This is a genomic window from Enterobacter sp. SENG-6 (assembly GCF_001605945.1).
In the GTDB taxonomy this organism is placed as follows: Bacteria; Pseudomonadota; Gammaproteobacteria; order Enterobacterales; family Enterobacteriaceae; genus Enterobacter; species Enterobacter cloacae.
Genome location: NZ_LOMM01000022.1, coordinates 147,468 through 162,833, shown reverse-complemented (window position 1 = coordinate 162,833; position 15,366 = coordinate 147,468). Strand labels below are relative to the sequence as shown.

12 protein-coding genes are annotated in these 15,366 nt (G+C 55.2%); 2 read left to right on the top strand and 10 right to left on the bottom strand.

Annotated features, from left to right (window positions below; genetic code table 11):
• Window positions 1-5: 5 nt before the first annotated feature.
• Entirely contained in the window at window positions 6-1,922 is a 1,917-nt protein-coding gene (mngA, locus tag AX755_RS12340; protein WP_062856841.1) for a PTS 2-O-a-mannosyl-D-glycerate transporter subunit IIABC, read from the bottom strand.
• A gap of 171 nt (window positions 1,923-2,093) precedes the next feature.
• Here mngA and AX755_RS12335 point away from each other — a divergent pair, with 171 nt between their 5' ends.
• Window positions 2,094-2,810: a GntR family transcriptional regulator gene (locus AX755_RS12335; protein WP_013097539.1), complete on the top strand. Its 717-nt coding sequence runs from the start codon at window positions 2,094-2,096 to the stop codon at window positions 2,808-2,810.
• 82 nt (window positions 2,811-2,892) lie between these two features.
• Here the strand turns inward: AX755_RS12335 and sucD are convergent, their stop codons facing one another.
• From sucD to sdhC, 8 genes are all read right to left on the bottom strand, one after another.
• Complete coding sequence (gene sucD, locus AX755_RS12330) at window positions 2,893-3,762, bottom strand: succinate--CoA ligase subunit alpha (protein ID WP_008501094.1); 870 nt, start codon at window positions 3,760-3,762, stop codon at window positions 2,893-2,895.
• Entirely contained in the window at window positions 3,762-4,928 is a 1,167-nt protein-coding gene (gene sucC / locus AX755_RS12325; protein ID WP_006809579.1) for an ADP-forming succinate--CoA ligase subunit beta, read from the bottom strand. The genes sucD and sucC overlap by 1 nt, the downstream gene beginning before the upstream one ends.
• 95 nt (window positions 4,929-5,023) lie before the next feature.
• The gene (gene odhB, locus AX755_RS12320; RefSeq protein WP_013097540.1) at window positions 5,024-6,244 is read right to left on the bottom strand and encodes a 2-oxoglutarate dehydrogenase complex dihydrolipoyllysine-residue succinyltransferase; all 1,221 of its coding nucleotides are present in this window, start codon (window positions 6,242-6,244) and stop codon (window positions 5,024-5,026) included.
• A gap of 14 nt (window positions 6,245-6,258) precedes the next feature.
• Window positions 6,259-9,066, bottom strand: coding sequence for a 2-oxoglutarate dehydrogenase E1 component (gene sucA / locus AX755_RS12315; protein WP_040020635.1), 2,808 nt, complete (start codon window positions 9,064-9,066; stop codon window positions 6,259-6,261).
• Window positions 9,067-9,293: 227 nt separating this feature from the next.
• On the bottom strand, window positions 9,294-10,010 hold the full coding sequence (sdhB, locus tag AX755_RS12310) for a succinate dehydrogenase iron-sulfur subunit SdhB (RefSeq protein ID WP_008501090.1): 717 nt from the start codon (window positions 10,008-10,010) through the stop codon (window positions 9,294-9,296).
• Between the two features lie 15 nt (window positions 10,011-10,025).
• Window positions 10,026-11,792 carry a succinate dehydrogenase flavoprotein subunit gene (gene sdhA / locus AX755_RS12305; protein ID WP_062856840.1) on the bottom strand — a complete coding sequence of 589 codons (1,767 nt, stop codon included), beginning with the start codon at window positions 11,790-11,792 and terminating at the stop codon, window positions 10,026-10,028.
• Window positions 11,792-12,139 carry a succinate dehydrogenase membrane anchor subunit gene (gene sdhD, locus AX755_RS12300; protein WP_008501088.1) on the bottom strand — a complete coding sequence of 116 codons (348 nt, stop codon included), beginning with the start codon at window positions 12,137-12,139 and terminating at the stop codon, window positions 11,792-11,794. Before sdhD ends, sdhA begins: the two co-directional genes overlap by 1 nt.
• Window positions 12,133-12,537: a succinate dehydrogenase cytochrome b556 subunit gene (sdhC, locus tag AX755_RS12295; RefSeq protein WP_020684965.1), complete on the bottom strand. Its 405-nt coding sequence runs from the start codon at window positions 12,535-12,537 to the stop codon at window positions 12,133-12,135. Before sdhC ends, sdhD begins: the two co-directional genes overlap by 7 nt.
• Before the next feature lie 639 nt (window positions 12,538-13,176).
• On the opposite strand from sdhC, the gene AX755_RS12290 reads away from it, so the two are divergent.
• Window positions 13,177-14,460, top strand: a complete 1,284-nt coding sequence (locus AX755_RS12290; RefSeq protein WP_013097545.1) for a citrate synthase — start codon at window positions 13,177-13,179, stop codon at window positions 14,458-14,460.
• 99 nt (window positions 14,461-14,559) lie between these two features.
• On the opposite strand, the gene nei is transcribed toward AX755_RS12290, so the two are convergent.
• On the bottom strand, window positions 14,560-15,351 hold the full coding sequence (nei, locus tag AX755_RS12285) for an endonuclease VIII (protein ID WP_062856839.1): 792 nt from the start codon (window positions 15,349-15,351) through the stop codon (window positions 14,560-14,562).
• Window positions 15,352-15,366 lie beyond the last annotated feature (15 nt).

Below are 15,366 nucleotides of genomic sequence, written 5' to 3'. Positions count from 1 at the left end.
GCGTTTTACGGTATGGCGTCTTCAGTGATGTATTTGCCCGTTTTGACCGCCTGACGTCGCCAGAGCAGCAGAATAAATGTGGAGATAGCGGTCCCCACCAGCGCCGCGCCAAACCAGCCTGCCGCTGCAACCACACCGCTCAGCCCTGCATCATGAAGTAAAAAGAGCGAGAAAATGCCTGCGCCCGGCGTGGACAGGCCGATCCCCATCGCGCCAACAATCGCCCCTGTCACCATGGAGCCCAGCACAAATGAGCCAATGACGCGGAGGGGATCTTCAATCGCCATCGGTATCGCCCCTTCGGTAATGCCCGCGAGGCCAAGCAGCCACGTTGATTTGCCGGTTTCAATTTCAAACGGTTTAAACAATCTCGGCGCCAGCATCGTTGACGCCGTCACGGTAAAGGCCGAGACCATCTTGACGGAGGCGAAAATTGCATAGGGGCCATATACCCCGTTGGCCATCGCCCCGAGGCAGAACGCGTAGGAGGCTTTGTTGACCGGCCCGCCCAAATCGAACGAACACATAAAGCCAAGGATCGCGCCCAGGAGCAGCGCATTTGCGCCAGAAAGACCATTAAGCCAGGCGGTGAGCGCGTTGTTTATCCATGCCACCGGTTCGCCGATCACAAACAGCATCAGGCTGCCCGCGCCCAGTACGCCAATAACCGGATAAAGATAAAAGGTTAAGAAGCCGTTGAAGCGGCTACTCAGACGAATGTGATTTTTTACCCAGCGCATCAGGTATCCCGCAATCAGCCCGCCTGCGATGGCACCCAGAAAACCGGAACCAATCATATTGGCAGCCAGACCGGCAGCGAAACCCGGCGTCAGCGCCGGTTTATCCGCCAGTGAATAAGCGGTATACGCCGCCAGAACGGGAACCATCAGCATGCCAAGCATGCCGCCGCCAAGCTTGCGGTACATCCACAGCCACGAATTTTCCTGATCGAATAAGTGCTGCAGCCCCAGAATTTGCGCCAGCAATACCGACACGGCCAGCACCGTACCACCGGCAACAATCAACGGCACCGCAAAGGAGATGCCGCTCAGGAGCGCCTGCTTGAGCTCGGTTTTGACACTCTTTTTTGTTTCAGTATCGACGGGCGCATGCCGCGCAGCGTCGGCAGGCTTTAACGCCAGCGCGCGTTCTATTAACGCTTCAGCATGGCGTAGTGGTTCCGCAACGGGTACGGAAACGGTGGGGATCCCCGCAAAGCGTTCACTCTCTTTGATCGCCACTTCTGCGGCAAAGATACATGCTCTGGCCTCCTGCAGTTGCTGCGAGGTGAGGCGTCCCTCAATGCCGTTCGCCCCCTGCTTTTCCACCACCACGTTGACGCCCATCCTGCGTCCCGCTTTTTCCAGGTACTCCGCCGCCATATAGGTGTGGGCAATCCCGGCCGGGCAGGCGGTAACGCAGACAATAGTCGGGGCACTCTCCTGGATGGCGTCGGCCTGTTCCCCGGGCGCGGCGTCCAGCGCGGTCAGCACACCTTCTGCCGTGGTCGCCGCCATTACGCGGGCCCTGAGATCGTCATCCGCCAGGCGAGACGTGAGCGCCGTTAACACCTCAATATGTGTTGATCCGGCTTCCGCCGGAGGGATCGCGAGCAGGAAAATGAGCGTGACCTCTTCCGGCCCGTCCACCCCTTCCCATTCCAGCGGCTCGCACAGCGTTGCGACGGCAAATGCCGCCTCTTTTACCGTGGCCGATTTGCCATGGGGGACAGCCAGCCCCTCACCCAGCGCGGTTGGGCCAAGCGATTCCCGTTGAAAAACGTCCGCCAGAAAAGCCTCGGCGTCAGTGATTTTGCCCAGCGCCTCCAGCCGCATCGCGAGCTGACGTATTGCCTCATCACGGCGGGTAAACTGCGCCTGAACGCAGACAGCACGCGGATCGGTCAGGGTCGTCAGGTTCATAGAGATCCTTACAGTTGCATCGTTATAGTCTGCGAAGGATTGTGGCAGAGCAGATAATACATTTATGTGATCATTTTCACTAACATCAACATTTGTATTTAAGTTGTATTATTTACAAATCATTAGTTGAATGCATAATTCTCAGAAAAGGTATTAATCAGGCGCGATAAAATGGGCAATAAACCGCGATACCGGCAGATAGCGGATGTCTTCCGCGAAAAAATTAACGCCGGAGAATTAAAACCGGGTGACGCGCTACCAACGGAATCCAGCCTTCAGGAGGCGTTTAGCGTCAGCCGCGTCACCGTCCGGCAGGCCCTGAAACTCCTTGCCGACGAACAGATCATCGAAAGCATCCAGGGCAGTGGTTCATATGTAAAAGAGGAGCGGGTCAATTACGACATTTACCAGCTCACCGGCTTTTACGAAAAACTGGCGGATCGCAACGTTGATACGCACAGCGACGTTAAAATTTTTGAAGTGGTAAAAGCCGATACAAGACTCGCGGCTACGCTGGCAATTGGCGAGGATGATAAGGTCTGGCACGTCAAGCGCGTACGCTTCATCAAGCAGAAGCCGGTAAACCTGGAAGAAACCTGGATGCCGCTGGCGATGTTCCCCGACCTCACCTGGGAAGTGATGGAAAAGTCGAAATACCACTACGTTGAACAGATCAAAAAGCTGGTCATCGATCGCAGTGAACAGGAGCTGGTGCCGGTCATGCCCTCAGAAGAGGCGATTGCCGCGCTGGCGCTCGATCCGGCAAAACCGATCCTGGAAAAAGTCTCCCGCGGTTTCCTGAAAGATGGCCGGGTTTTCGAATACAGCCGCAACGTGTTCAATACCGACGATTACAAATTCACCCTCGTGGCGAAACGCAGGCAATAAAAAAGGCCGCTTTACAGCGGCCAACCATGTCGAAACGGACATTTTTTATTTCAACGCGCCCCTTTCAGGGCGCAGAGAGGACTTACTTAATGATGGATTTCAGTGCTTCGCCGATATCCGCCAGGCTGCGAACGGTCTTCACGCCTGCGGCTTCCAGCGCTGCGAATTTCTCATCAGCCGTACCTTTACCACCGGCGATAATCGCGCCTGCGTGACCCATACGCTTACCTTTCGGCGCGGTCACACCCGCGATGTAACCGACTACTGGCTTGGTTACGTGTTCTTTGATGTAAGCAGCCGCTTCTTCTTCCGCGCTACCACCGATCTCACCGATCATGACGATCGCTTCGGTCTGTGGATCTTCCTGGAACAGCTTCAGGATGTCGATGAAGTTAGAGCCTGGGATTGGGTCACCGCCGATGCCCACACAGGTGGACTGGCCGAAGCCGTAGTCGGTGGTCTGCTTAACCGCTTCATAGGTCAGCGTACCGGAACGGGAAACGATACCCACTTTGCCCGGCTTGTGAATGTGACCTGGCATGATGCCGATTTTGCATTCGCCTGGGGTGATCACGCCTGGGCAGTTCGGGCCGATCATGCGCACGCCCGCTTCGTCCAGCTTCACTTTCACGGTCAGCATATCCAGCGTCGGGATACCTTCAGTGATGGTGATGATCAGTTTGATGCCTGCATCGATCGCTTCCAGAATGGAGTCTTTGCAGAACGGTGCCGGAACGTAGATAACGGTCGCGGTTGCGCCCGTCGCTTCTACGGCTTCACGCACGGTGTTGAACACCGGCAGGCCCAGGTGCGTGGTGCCACCTTTACCTGGGGTTACGCCGCCAACCATCTGCGTACCGTAGGCAATCGCCTGCTCGGAGTGGAAAGTCCCCTGGCTACCGGTGAAGCCCTGGCAGATAACCTTGGTATCTTTATTGATTAAAACTGACATTATTTCCCCTCCACTGCGGCAACAACCTGCTGAGCTGCATCCGTCAGACTTTTCGCTGCAATAATATTCAGGCCGCTGTCAGCCAGTTTTTTCGCGCCGAGTTCAGCGTTGTTACCTTCAAGACGCACAACAACCGGAACGTTAACGCCCACTTCTTCTACCGCGCCGATGATGCCGTCTGCGATCAGGTCGCAACGTACGATACCGCCGAAGATGTTCACCAGAACGGCTTTCACGTTGTCGTCAGAGAGAATGATTTTGAACGCTTCGGTTACGCGCTCTTTGGTTGCGCCACCGCCTACGTCGAGGAAGTTCGCTGGCTCGCCGCCGTGCAGCTTAACGATGTCCATGGTGCCCATCGCCAGGCCCGCACCGTTAACCATGCAGCCGATGTTGCCATCCAGCGCCACGTAGTTCAGTTCCCACTGAGCAGCCTGTGCTTCACGCGGGTCTTCCTGAGACTGGTCACGCATTTCGCGCAGATCTGGCTGGCGGAACAGGGCATTGCCGTCAGCACCCAGTTTGCCATCGAGGCAGATCAGATCGCCCTGAGTGGTGATCACCAGCGGGTTGATCTCGATCAGCGCCAGATCGCGTTCCAGGAAGATGGTCGCCAGACCCATGAAGATCTTGGTGAACTGCTGAACCAGCTTGCCTTCCAGACCCAGTTTGAACGCCAGCTCACGGCCCTGGTAAGGCATTGGACCTGCCAGTGGATCGATAGCCACTTTATGGATCAGGTGTGGTGTCTCTTCTGCCACTTTTTCGATTTCCACGCCGCCTTCGGTAGACGCCATGAACACCACGCGGCGTGAGCTACGGTCAACCACCGCGCCCAGATACAGCTCTTTCGCGATGTCGGTTGCCGCTTCAACCAGGATCTGGTTGACTGGCTGGCCGTTCGCATCTGTCTGGTAAGTGACCAGACGCTTGCCGAGCCAATGTTCAGCAAATGCACGAATTTCTTCTTTGCTCTTAACAACCTTCACACCGCCCGCTTTACCACGGCCACCAGCGTGAACCTGACATTTAACTACCCACGGGCCGGAACCGATTTTAGATGCGGCTTCTTCTGCTTCACGCGGGGTAGTACAGGCATAACCCACCGGAGCCGGTAAGCCATACCGGGCAAACAGCTGTTTGGCCTGATATTCATGTAAGTTCATGTGTTCTATCCATCCTTCAGGGTAATCGTTATCTTCAAACCTGCAGGCCGGTGCAAGGCGTATCCGGCCTACAGGGCAGGTGATGCTAAAAGGGACTAGACGTCCAGCAGCAGACGCGTTGGATCTTCCAGCAGCTCTTTAATCGCTACCAGGAAGCCCACGGACTCGCGGCCGTCGATCAGACGGTGATCGTAAGAGAGCGCCAGATACATCATTGGCAGGATCTCCACTTTACCGTCTACCGCCATCGGACGATCTTTAATGGCGTGCATACCCAGGATCGCGCTCTGCGGCGGGTTGATGATCGGGGTAGACATCAGCGAACCAAATACGCCGCCGTTGGTAATGGTGAAGTTACCGCCGGTCAGGTCGTCTACGGTCAGCTTGCCGTCGCGGCCTTTCACGGCCAGCTCTTTAATATTTTTCTCGATGTCGGCCATACCCAGGGTATCCACATCACGCAGAACCGGAGTCACCAGACCACGTGGCGTAGACACCGCCATGCTGACGTCGAAATAGTTGTGGTAAACCACGTCATCACCATCGATGGACGCGTTCACTTCCGGGTAGCGTTTCAGTGCTTCAACAACCGCTTTCACGTAGAAGGACATAAAGCCCAGACGGATACCGTGACGTTTTTCAAACGCGTCACCGTACTGCTTACGCAGGTCCATGATTGGCTTCATGTTCACTTCGTTGAAGGTGGTCAGCATCGCGGTGGAGTTTTTCGCTTCCAGCAGACGCTCTGCCACACGCTTACGCAGGCGAGTCATTGGCACGCGTTTTTCACTGCGCGCACCCAGAGCAGGCTGTGCTGCTGGTGCTGCCACAGGGGCTTTCGCTTCTGCCTGAGCAGGCGCTTTCGCCAGGTGTTTGTCGATGTCTTCACGGGTCAGACGACCGCCTACACCGGTACCTTTGATGGCTGCCGGGTCAAGGCTGTGTTCAGCCAGCAGGCGACGGATCGCCGGGCTGAGCGCGTCGTTGGTCTGTTCTTCCAGAGAAGCCTGCTGGCGCTGAGCCGGTGTAGAGGCTTTCTCTTCAGACTTCGCGCTGGACTCTTTGCCCGCGCTGTTGCCTTCACGCAGGCGACCCAGGATCTGGCGAGAGGTTACGGTGGTGCCTTCGTCTTCCAGCACCGCGTCCAGAACGCCATCCGCCGAAGCCGGTACTTCCAGTACCACTTTGTCAGTTTCGATTTCTACCAGCACTTCATCGCGCTTAACGGCATCGCCTGGTTTTTTATGCCAGGTAGCGACGGTCGCATCTGCTACAGATTCAGGCAGGTCGGGAACAAGAATATCTACGCTACTCATTATGTATCCTTTAATTAATCGACGTTCAGCGCGTCATTGACCAGATCTTGTTGCTGCTTCTGGTGAACGGACATATACCCTACCGCCGGAGAGGCGGAGGCCGGGCGACCTGCATAACGCAGAGCAGACCCAAATGGAATCACTTCACGGAAATGATGCTGGCTGCAGTACCATGCGCCCTGGTTGAGCGGCTCTTCCTGGCACCAGACAAAATCATGCACGTGAGCGTACGGTTTCAGCGCTTCCTGCACCGCCTGGTGCGGGAATGGATAAAGCTGTTCGATACGCACGATGGCGACATCTTTCTGATCGTTCTTACGGCGCTGTTCCAGCAGGTCGTAATAAACCTTACCAGAACACATCACCACACGCTTCACAGCCTGCGGATCCAGTTCATCAATCTCACCGATGGCAGGCAGGAAGGTGCCATTCGCCAGCTCATCCAGGCTGGACACCGCCAGTGGGTGACGCAGCAGGGATTTTGGTGACATGACCACCAGCGGACGACGCATACCGCGCAGCGCCTGACGACGCAGCATGTGGTAAACCTGAGCCGGGGTGGACGGTACGCAAACCTGCATGTTCTGCTCAGCGCAGAGCTGCAGATAACGTTCCAGGCGCGCGGAGGAGTGCTCAGGACCCTGGCCTTCATAACCATGTGGCAGGAGCATCACCAGGCCACACATACGGCCCCATTTCTGTTCGCCAGAAGAGATGAACTGGTCGATAACCACCTGAGCACCGTTGGCGAAGTCACCGAACTGCGCTTCCCAGATGGTCAGCGTACGCGGCTCTGCGGTAGCGTAACCGTATTCGAAGGCCAGCACCGCTTCTTCAGAGAGCACGGAGTCCCAGACCTTGAACTGGCCCTGACCGTTGTGCACGTGCTGCAGCGGGGTGTAGGTCGAACCGTTAGACTGGTTGTGAACTACCGCGTGGCGGTGGAAGAAGGTGCCACGGCCCGCATCTTCACCGGACAGACGAACAGGAATACCTTCGTCAACCAGCGTCGCGTAAGCCAGCGTTTCTGCACCGCCCCAGTCGAACAGCTTCTCACCTGCCGCCATAGACTGACGGTCAGCATAAATTTTTGCCACGCGAGACTGCATCTCGATGGCGTCTGGCACGGTGCTGATGCGTTTAGCCAGCTCCTGCAGGCGCTTCATCTCGACCTTGTTCGGGTAGCTCTCATCCCACTCGTGGTTGAGGTACGGCGACCAGGTAAAGGAGTGCATGTTCATCGGACGCAGCTCTTTCACCACGCACTCACCCGCATCCAGCGCGTCGCGGTAGAGGTTGACCATTTCGGTCGCATCTTCCAGCGTCGCCACTTTTTCGCTTTCCAGCTTGTCAGCGTAGATTTTGCGCGGCGTCGGGTGTTTTTTGATTTTCTGGTACATCAACGGCTGGGTTGCACTTGGCTCGTCGGCTTCGTTGTGGCCGTGACGGCGGTAGCAGAACAGGTCGATGAACACATCGCGTTTGAAGGTGTTACGGAAGTCCAGCGCCAGACGGGTCACGAAGGCGACCGCTTCCGGGTCATCCGCGTTCACGTGGAAGATTGGCGCCTGTACCATCTTGCCGATGTCGGTGCAGTAAGGGGTTGAACGCGCATCCAGTGGGTTAGACGTTGTGAAGCCCACCTGGTTGTTGATGACGATACGAACGGTACCGCCCACTTCATAACCACGCGCTTTGGACATGTTCAGGGTTTCCTGAACCACGCCCTGCCCTGTGACCGCCGCATCACCGTGAATGGTAATTGGCAGCACTTTGTTGCTGCTTGGCTCATCCAGACGATCCAGACGCGCACGCACGGAACCGATAACTACCGGGCTGACGATCTCCAGGTGCGACGGGTTAAACGCCAGCGCCAGGTGAACCAGACCGCCTTCGGTTTCGATATCAGACGAGAAGCCCATGTGGTACTTCACGTCACCGGTGCCGAGATGTTCTTTATGTTTGCCCGCGAATTCGTCGAACAGGTCCTGCGGTTTTTTACCCAGCACGTTGACCAGCACGTTCAGACGACCACGGTGCGCCATGCCCAGTACCACTTCACGGGTACCGCTCTTGCCTGCATGACGAATCAGCTCTTTCAGCATTGGCACTAACGCATCGCCGCCTTCCAGCGAGAAGCGTTTTGCGCCCGGGAATTTCGCGCCCAGATAGCGCTCAAGCCCTTCCGCTGCCGTGAGTTCGTTAAGGAAGCGTTTTTTCTCTTCAGAAGAGAACGTCGCGTGGCCCGCCACGGACTCAATGCGCTGCTGGATCCAGCGTTTCTCTTCAGTAGAAGTGATATGCATGTATTCCGCGCCGATGGAGCCGCAGTAGGTTTGCTTGAGGGCGTCGATCAGATCGCCCAGCTTCATCGTGTCTTTACCGATGGCAAAAGAACCTACGTTAAAGCTTTCCTGGAAATCGGCCTCGGTCAGATCGTGATACGCCGGATCGAGATCCGCCACACGGTCTTGTTTCCACAGTCCCAGCGGATCGAGATTCGCATGCTGGTGACCGCGGAAGCGATAAGCGTTAATAAGCTGCAGGACTTTAACCTGCTTCGCGTTGGTGTCAGGGTCGGAAATCGCAGAAGAGTAACGTGAGGCATCCTTCGCCAGACGACGGAAATAATCACGTGTTTTGGAATGGAATTGATCCGGTTTGACTCCCGTGCCAGGCAACTGCTGGAACATGGAACGCCAGTTTGCGTCCACTGAGTCAGGATCGGTTAAGAAGTCTTCATAGAGCTGTTCTATCCAGCTCTGGTTGGCACCAGAGAGGTAAGAAGAGTCCAGCCAGGCTTTCATTGCGCCGTTCTGCATCGTGATCCCTTAAGCATTTTTATGCTTACTTTCGCCGTAGAAACTACCACGCACACCGCGTGTACGTGCCGGGGTTCACCTGCGAGCTCTTTTCATTTGGCCCGCGAAGGAACCTTTAGAAACTGTCTAGACTTCAGGGCAGTTTTTAAAGGTTTCTGCAATCTATCCCCTCTCCCTTTGGGAGAGGGTTAGGGTGAGGGGGAACAGCGCCCCCTCTCACTACTTACTTACGCACTGCGCTGCAACAGCATCGACTTAATATGGCCGATGGCGCGCGTCGGGTTAAGCCCCTTCGGACACACACTGACGCAGTTCATGATGCTATGGCAGCGGAATACGCTGAAAGCGTCACTTAAACCTTCCAGACGACTATCGGTTTCGGTGTCGCGGCTATCGATCAGGAAGCGATAGGCAGCCAGCAGACCGGCCGGGCCGATGAACTTGTCCGGGTTCCACCAGAACGACGGGCACGACGTTGAACAACATGCACAGAGAATACACTCATACAAGCCGTCGAGTTTTTCACGCTGCTCAGGAGACTGTAAATGCTCACGAGCGGGTGGATTTTGCCCATTATTCAATAAGTAAGGTTTAATCTTCTCATATTGTGCATAGAATTGCCCCATGTCTACCACCAAATCACGCACGACCGGCAAGCCTGGCAGAGGACGGATAACAATTTTCTGGCCCGGGCGCTGCAACGCGGAAATTGGCGTGATGCAGGCCAGACCATTTTTGCCGTTCATGTTGACGCCGTCAGAGCCACACACCCCTTCACGGCAGGAGCGACGGAACGACAGTGTCGGATCTTTTTCTTTCAGCTGGATTAACGCATCCAGCAGCATCATGTCACGACCTTCTTCCGCTTCCAGCGTGTAATCCTGCATGCGCGGAGCGTCATCTACATCCGGGTTATAACGATAAACTGAGAATTCGAGTTTCATTGTCCTGTCTCCGCATTAGTAAGTACGAATCTTCGGCGGGAACGCCGGACGCAGTTTCGGTTCCATGTTCACCTGACGGCGTGTCATGGTTTCCGACTCTGGCAGATACAGGGAATGGCACAGCCAGTTTTCATCGTCACGATCCGGGAAGTCGAAGCGGCTATGCGCGCCACGGCTTTCGGTACGGAAGTTGGCCGACATCGCGGTTGCGAACGCGGTTTCCATCAGGTTATCCAGCTCCAGACACTCAACGCGCTGGGTGTTGAACTCGCTGGAAGTATCATCCAGACGGGCGTTTTTCAGGCGCTCGCGGATCGCTTTCAGTTGCTCAAGACCTTTCGCCATCGCGTCACCTTCACGGAATACCGAGAAGTTGTGCTGCATACATTCCTGCAGCGCTTTGCGGATTTCCACCGGATCTTCACCGTTATGGTTACCGTTCCAGCGGTTCAGACGCTCAAGCGATGCATCAATTTCGTCGTCAGTGGCGTCACGCAGCGCGCCCTGTTCGGCAATGGATTCCTGCAGGTGCAGACCCACCGCACGACCAAACACCACCAGGTCCAGCAGGGAGTTCCCCCCCAGACGGTTGGCACCGTGTACGGATACGCAGGCAATTTCGCCTACCGCGAACAGGCCTGGAATGACCACATCTTCGCCCTGCTCGTTCACGGTCAATGCCTGACCGGTCACTTTGGTCGGAATACCGCCCATCATGTAGTGGCAGGTAGGAATAACCGGAATCGGCTCTTTCACCGGGTCGACGTGGGCGAAGGTACGGGACAGTTCCAGAATACCCGGCAGACGGGATTCCAGTACCTCTTTACCCAGGTGGTCGAGTTTCAGCTTGGCGTGTGGACCCCATGGGCCATCACAGCCGCGACCTTCACGGATTTCGATCATGATGGAACGCGCCACCACGTCACGACCCGCCAGGTCTTTCGCATTCGGGGCATAACGTTCCATGAAACGTTCGCCGTGTTTGTTCAGCAGGTAACCGCCTTCACCACGGCAGCCTTCGGTCACCAGAACGCCCGCACCGGCGATACCGGTTGGGTGGAACTGCCACATCTCCATATCCTGCACCGGCACGCCAGCGCGGATAGCCATCCCAACGCCGTCACCGGTATTGATGTGGGCGTTAGTGGTGGACTGGTAAATACGCCCTGCACCGCCGGTCGCCAGCACGGTTGCGCGCGCTTTGAAGTAGACCACTTCACCGGTTTCAATGCACAGCGCGGTACAACCAACAATCGCGCCATCGGCATTTTTCACCAGATCCAGCGCATACCACTCGGAGAAGATAGTCGTGTGGTTTTTCAGGTTCTGCTGATACAGAGTATGCAGCAGCGCGTGACCGGTACGGTCAGCCGCTGCCGCGGTACGTGCCGCCTGCTCGCCGCCGAAGTTTTTCGACTGGCCGCCAAACGGACGTTGATAGATGGTGCCATTTTCCAGACGGGAGAACGGCAGACCCATATGATCCAGCTCCAGAATCGCTTCCGGGCCAGTCTTACACATATATTCGATGGCATCCTGGTCGCCGATGTAGTCGGACCCTTTTACCGTGTCGTACATGTGCCATTCCCAGTTATCTTCATGGGAGTTACCCAGCGCAACGGTAATACCGCCCTGCGCAGATACCGTGTGGGAACGGGTCGGGAATACTTTAGAGAGCAGCGCACAGGTCTGGCCGCTCTGGGAAATTTGCAGCGCGGCGCGCATACCTGCGCCACCCGCACCAATCACAACAGCATCAAATTCTCTGACTGGCAGTTTCATTACACACCCCACACCACAACGAATCCATAAATAACGTAAACCACCAGTGCAACGACAATGGCCAGCTGCAGAGGAAGGCGAATCGCCAGCGGTTTAACGTAATCGGTCAACACCTGCCACATGCCAATCCAGGCATGAATAAGAATGGAGAACAGCGCCAGCAGGGTGAACACTTTGGTGAAGGCAGATCCGAAGAACCCACTCCAGATTTCCCACGTCAGCGTGCCGCTGGTCGCGAAGAAACCGATCATATAGATGATGTAGAGGGTGAGAACGATGGCGGTAGCACGGACCAGAATGAAGTCATGTACGCCGTTGCGTCCTAATGCGGAGGCGTTGCTTACCATACGAGAACTCCTGCGAGAAGTGAAAGCACGACTGTAATCACAAATGAAATGTTAGCGGAACGTTTCCCGGCTTCGAAAGTCTCTTCCAGGTAACCAAAGTCCATCAGCATATGGCGAACACCCACCACAACGTGGTACGCCAGCGCGGTCAGAATGCCCCACATGATGAATTTCACGAAGAAGCTGTTCATGATGGCAGAGGCCTGGAGGAATCCTTCAGGAGAAGAGAGGCTGGTGCCCAGTAACCACAGCAGAATGCCTACCGCCACAAACGTAATCACACCCGATACACGGTGCAGAATGGACGCTATTGCTGTTACGGGGAACCGGATCGTTTTGAGATCCAGATTGACAGGTCTTTGTTTTTTCACATTTCTTATCATGAATAACGCCCACATGCTGTTCTTATTGTTTCCTTCCTCCGGACTGCGATGCGGGTCAGACAGCGTTCCTTTTCTATAACTGCGCGTCATGCAAAACATTGCTTCCAAATGCTAAAACGACACGTTACAACGCTGGGTGGCTCGGGATTGCAGGGTGTTCCGGAGACCTGGCGGCAGTATAGGCCGTTCACAAAATCATTACAATTAACCTACATACAGTTTGTCGGGTTTTCTCTGGAACAGTGATCAGGGTCACGATAACAACATCTTTTTAATTTTTAATCATCTGATTTGACAAATGTTAAACAATATTGTTACAAACGTCATCAGAAAAGGCATATAATGCGCAAAAGTTATGAGGTCTCTCTTTCACCTGACAAATAGTTATGTAACAGTGTGATGGTATTGACCGAAGTTATCAGGACAGTTATTAGTGATATACAGGTTTGAAAAATTCGGACTGCAAAAACGCTGATTTGCTGTTGTTTCACTGATATTTCATTCGTTTACCTGCAAGGCGCCATAGCTCTGTACCCTGGTTTGTCCTCGTGAGCTGAGCGGTAAGCCAAATAACAATCTGGTAACGGTGATTAACAGCTGAAAGCAAATCCGGTAAAGCGCAGTCTTAAGCATAAGGCGCTAAGGAGACCGTAAATGGCTGATACAAAGGCAAAACTCACCCTCAACGGTGGTGATGCTATTGAACTGGATGTGCTAAAAGGCACGCTCGGTCAGGATGTTATTGATATCCGTACGCTGGGTTCCAAAGGAGTGTTCACCTTTGACCCTGGATTTACCTCTACCGCATCTTGCGAATCCAAAATCACCTACATTGACGGTGACGAAGGTATCCTGCTCCATCGCGGCTTCCCCATCGATCAGTTAGCCACAGAATCCAACTATCTGGAAGTGTGCTACATCCTGCTGAACGGCGAAAAGCCGACGCAGGCTCAGTATGATGAATTCAAAACCACCGTCACCCGTCACACCATGATCCATGAGCAGATTACCCGTCTGTTCCATGCGTTCCGTCGTGACTCTCACCCGATGGCGGTGATGTGCGGGATTACCGGTGCGCTGGCGGCGTTCTACCACGACTCCCTTGACGTGAATAACCCACGCCACCGCGATATCGCCGCGTTCCGCCTGCTGTCCAAAATGCCAACCATGGCAGCGATGTGCTACAAATACTCCATCGGTCAGCCGTTCGTGTATCCACGTAACGACCTCTCCTATGCCGGTAACTTCCTGCGCATGATGTTCTCCACGCCGTGCGAAGAGTACGAAGTGAATCCGGTGCTGGAACGCGCGATGGACCGTATTCTGATCCTGCACGCTGACCATGAACAGAACGCCTCTACCTCCACCGTCCGTACCGCAGGCTCTTCAGGTGCGAACCCGTTCGCCTGTATCGCTGCGGGCATCGCCTCCCTGTGGGGACCGGCGCACGGCGGCGCGAACGAAGCTGCACTGAAGATGCTGGAAGAGATCAGCACCGTTGAGCACATTCCTGAATTCGTGCGCCGCGCGAAAGACAAGAATGACTCCTTCCGTCTGATGGGCTTCGGTCACCGTGTGTACAAAAACTACGACCCACGTGCAACCGTGATGCGTGAAACCTGCCACGAAGTGCTGAAAGAGCTGGGCACCAAAGACGATCTGCTGGAAGTGGCGATGGAGCTGGAACACATCGCGCTGAACGACCCGTACTTCATCGAGAAGAAACTCTACCCGAACGTAGACTTCTACTCTGGCATTATTCTGAAAGCGATGGGCATTCCGTCATCCATGTTCACCGTGATCTTCGCCATGGCGCGTACCGTGGGCTGGATTGCGCACTGGAACGAAATGCACAGCGAAGGCATGAAAATCGCCCGTCCTCGTCAGCTGTATACCGGCTACGAGCAGCGTGATTTTAAGTCTGATCTTAAGCGCTAAAAGACGTGGGTGCGGCCTGATGCCCTCACCCCGGCCCTCTCCCACCGGGAGAAGGTGAAAACATTAAAAACGGTAACCTGAGGGTTACCGTTTTACTTTTTACCTCTGGCACCCGGGACACCAGTAAAACGGTCGTGAAGAGAGCGTTGTCTTCTCAATCACCCCACCGCACCGCTCGCACCTCTTCCCCGCCCGATGAAACACCTTAAAGCGGAACAGCGCCCCGTGATGCTTGTTGTCATCTACCACGCCGCGGGTGTTGTACGATAGCCGCGGAATATCCAGCAGCGCGTGAGAGAGCACTTCCAGCTGATCATCCCTCAACTGCGACGCTTTGTGCTGCGGTGCCAGCCCGACCTCCCAGAGAATTTCGACGCGAAGGTAATTGCCTAATCCGGCCAGGAACGCCTGATCGAGCAGTAGCCCGGAAAATTGCCGGTTGCGGAATTTAGGAGATAACAGGCGGGCTTTGACATCGTTCGCCGTCAGACGCATATCCAGCACGTCCGGCCCGACCCGCTGTAAGAACGGGTGCGTAAGCAGTTGCTCCGGCGTTAACATTTCGATATCAGACGCGCTATACAGCAAAATCGCTTTATCCGCGGTTTGCAGCCTGACGCGCAGCACACGGGTGGTTTGCGGCTGCTCGTTGGCGTTAACCACCCGCCAGACGCCATAAAGCTGGTTGTGGCTGTATAACGTCAGGTTATGAGAAAAATGCGTGAGTAACGCCTTTCCCCGTGTTTCGATGTGGGTCACCGTTTGTCCCATCAGCGGTGCTTCAAACGGCTTCAGTTGAGGAAAAGCAAACCAGACGTCCGTCAGGGGTTTGCCTTTTATCGCCGCCTCGAGGCTATCCGCAGCGCGGCGGATCTCCGGGCCTTCTGGCATCTCTTTATCCTTATG

What these genes read in the sequence shown, in the direction of transcription:
- AX755_RS12335 (WP_013097539.1), top strand. Translation starts at nt 2,094, where the DNA reads ATGGGCAATAAACCGCGATACCGGCAGATAGCGGATGTCTTCCGCGAA.
- mngA (WP_062856841.1), bottom strand. Translation starts at nt 1,922, where the DNA reads ATGAACCTGACGACCCTGACCGATCCGCGTGCTGTCTGCGTTCAGGCG.
- sdhB (WP_008501090.1), bottom strand. Translation starts at nt 10,010, where the DNA reads ATGAAACTCGAATTCTCAGTTTATCGTTATAACCCGGATGTAGATGAC.
- sdhD (WP_008501088.1), bottom strand. Translation starts at nt 12,139, where the DNA reads ATGGTAAGCAACGCCTCCGCATTAGGACGCAACGGCGTACATGACTTC.
- sucD (WP_008501094.1), bottom strand. Translation starts at nt 3,762, where the DNA reads ATGTCAGTTTTAATCAATAAAGATACCAAGGTTATCTGCCAGGGCTTC.
- sdhA (WP_062856840.1), bottom strand. Translation starts at nt 11,792, where the DNA reads ATGAAACTGCCAGTCAGAGAATTTGATGCTGTTGTGATTGGTGCGGGT.
- sucC (WP_006809579.1), bottom strand. Translation starts at nt 4,928, where the DNA reads ATGAACTTACATGAATATCAGGCCAAACAGCTGTTTGCCCGGTATGGC.
- AX755_RS12290 (WP_013097545.1), top strand. Translation starts at nt 13,177, where the DNA reads ATGGCTGATACAAAGGCAAAACTCACCCTCAACGGTGGTGATGCTATT.
- sdhC (WP_020684965.1), bottom strand. Translation starts at nt 12,537, where the DNA reads ATGTGGGCGTTATTCATGATAAGAAATGTGAAAAAACAAAGACCTGTC.
- sucA (WP_040020635.1), bottom strand. Translation starts at nt 9,066, where the DNA reads ATGCAGAACGGCGCAATGAAAGCCTGGCTGGACTCTTCTTACCTCTCT.
- nei (WP_062856839.1), bottom strand. Translation starts at nt 15,351, where the DNA reads ATGCCAGAAGGCCCGGAGATCCGCCGCGCTGCGGATAGCCTCGAGGCG.
- odhB (WP_013097540.1), bottom strand. Translation starts at nt 6,244, where the DNA reads ATGAGTAGCGTAGATATTCTTGTTCCCGACCTGCCTGAATCTGTAGCA.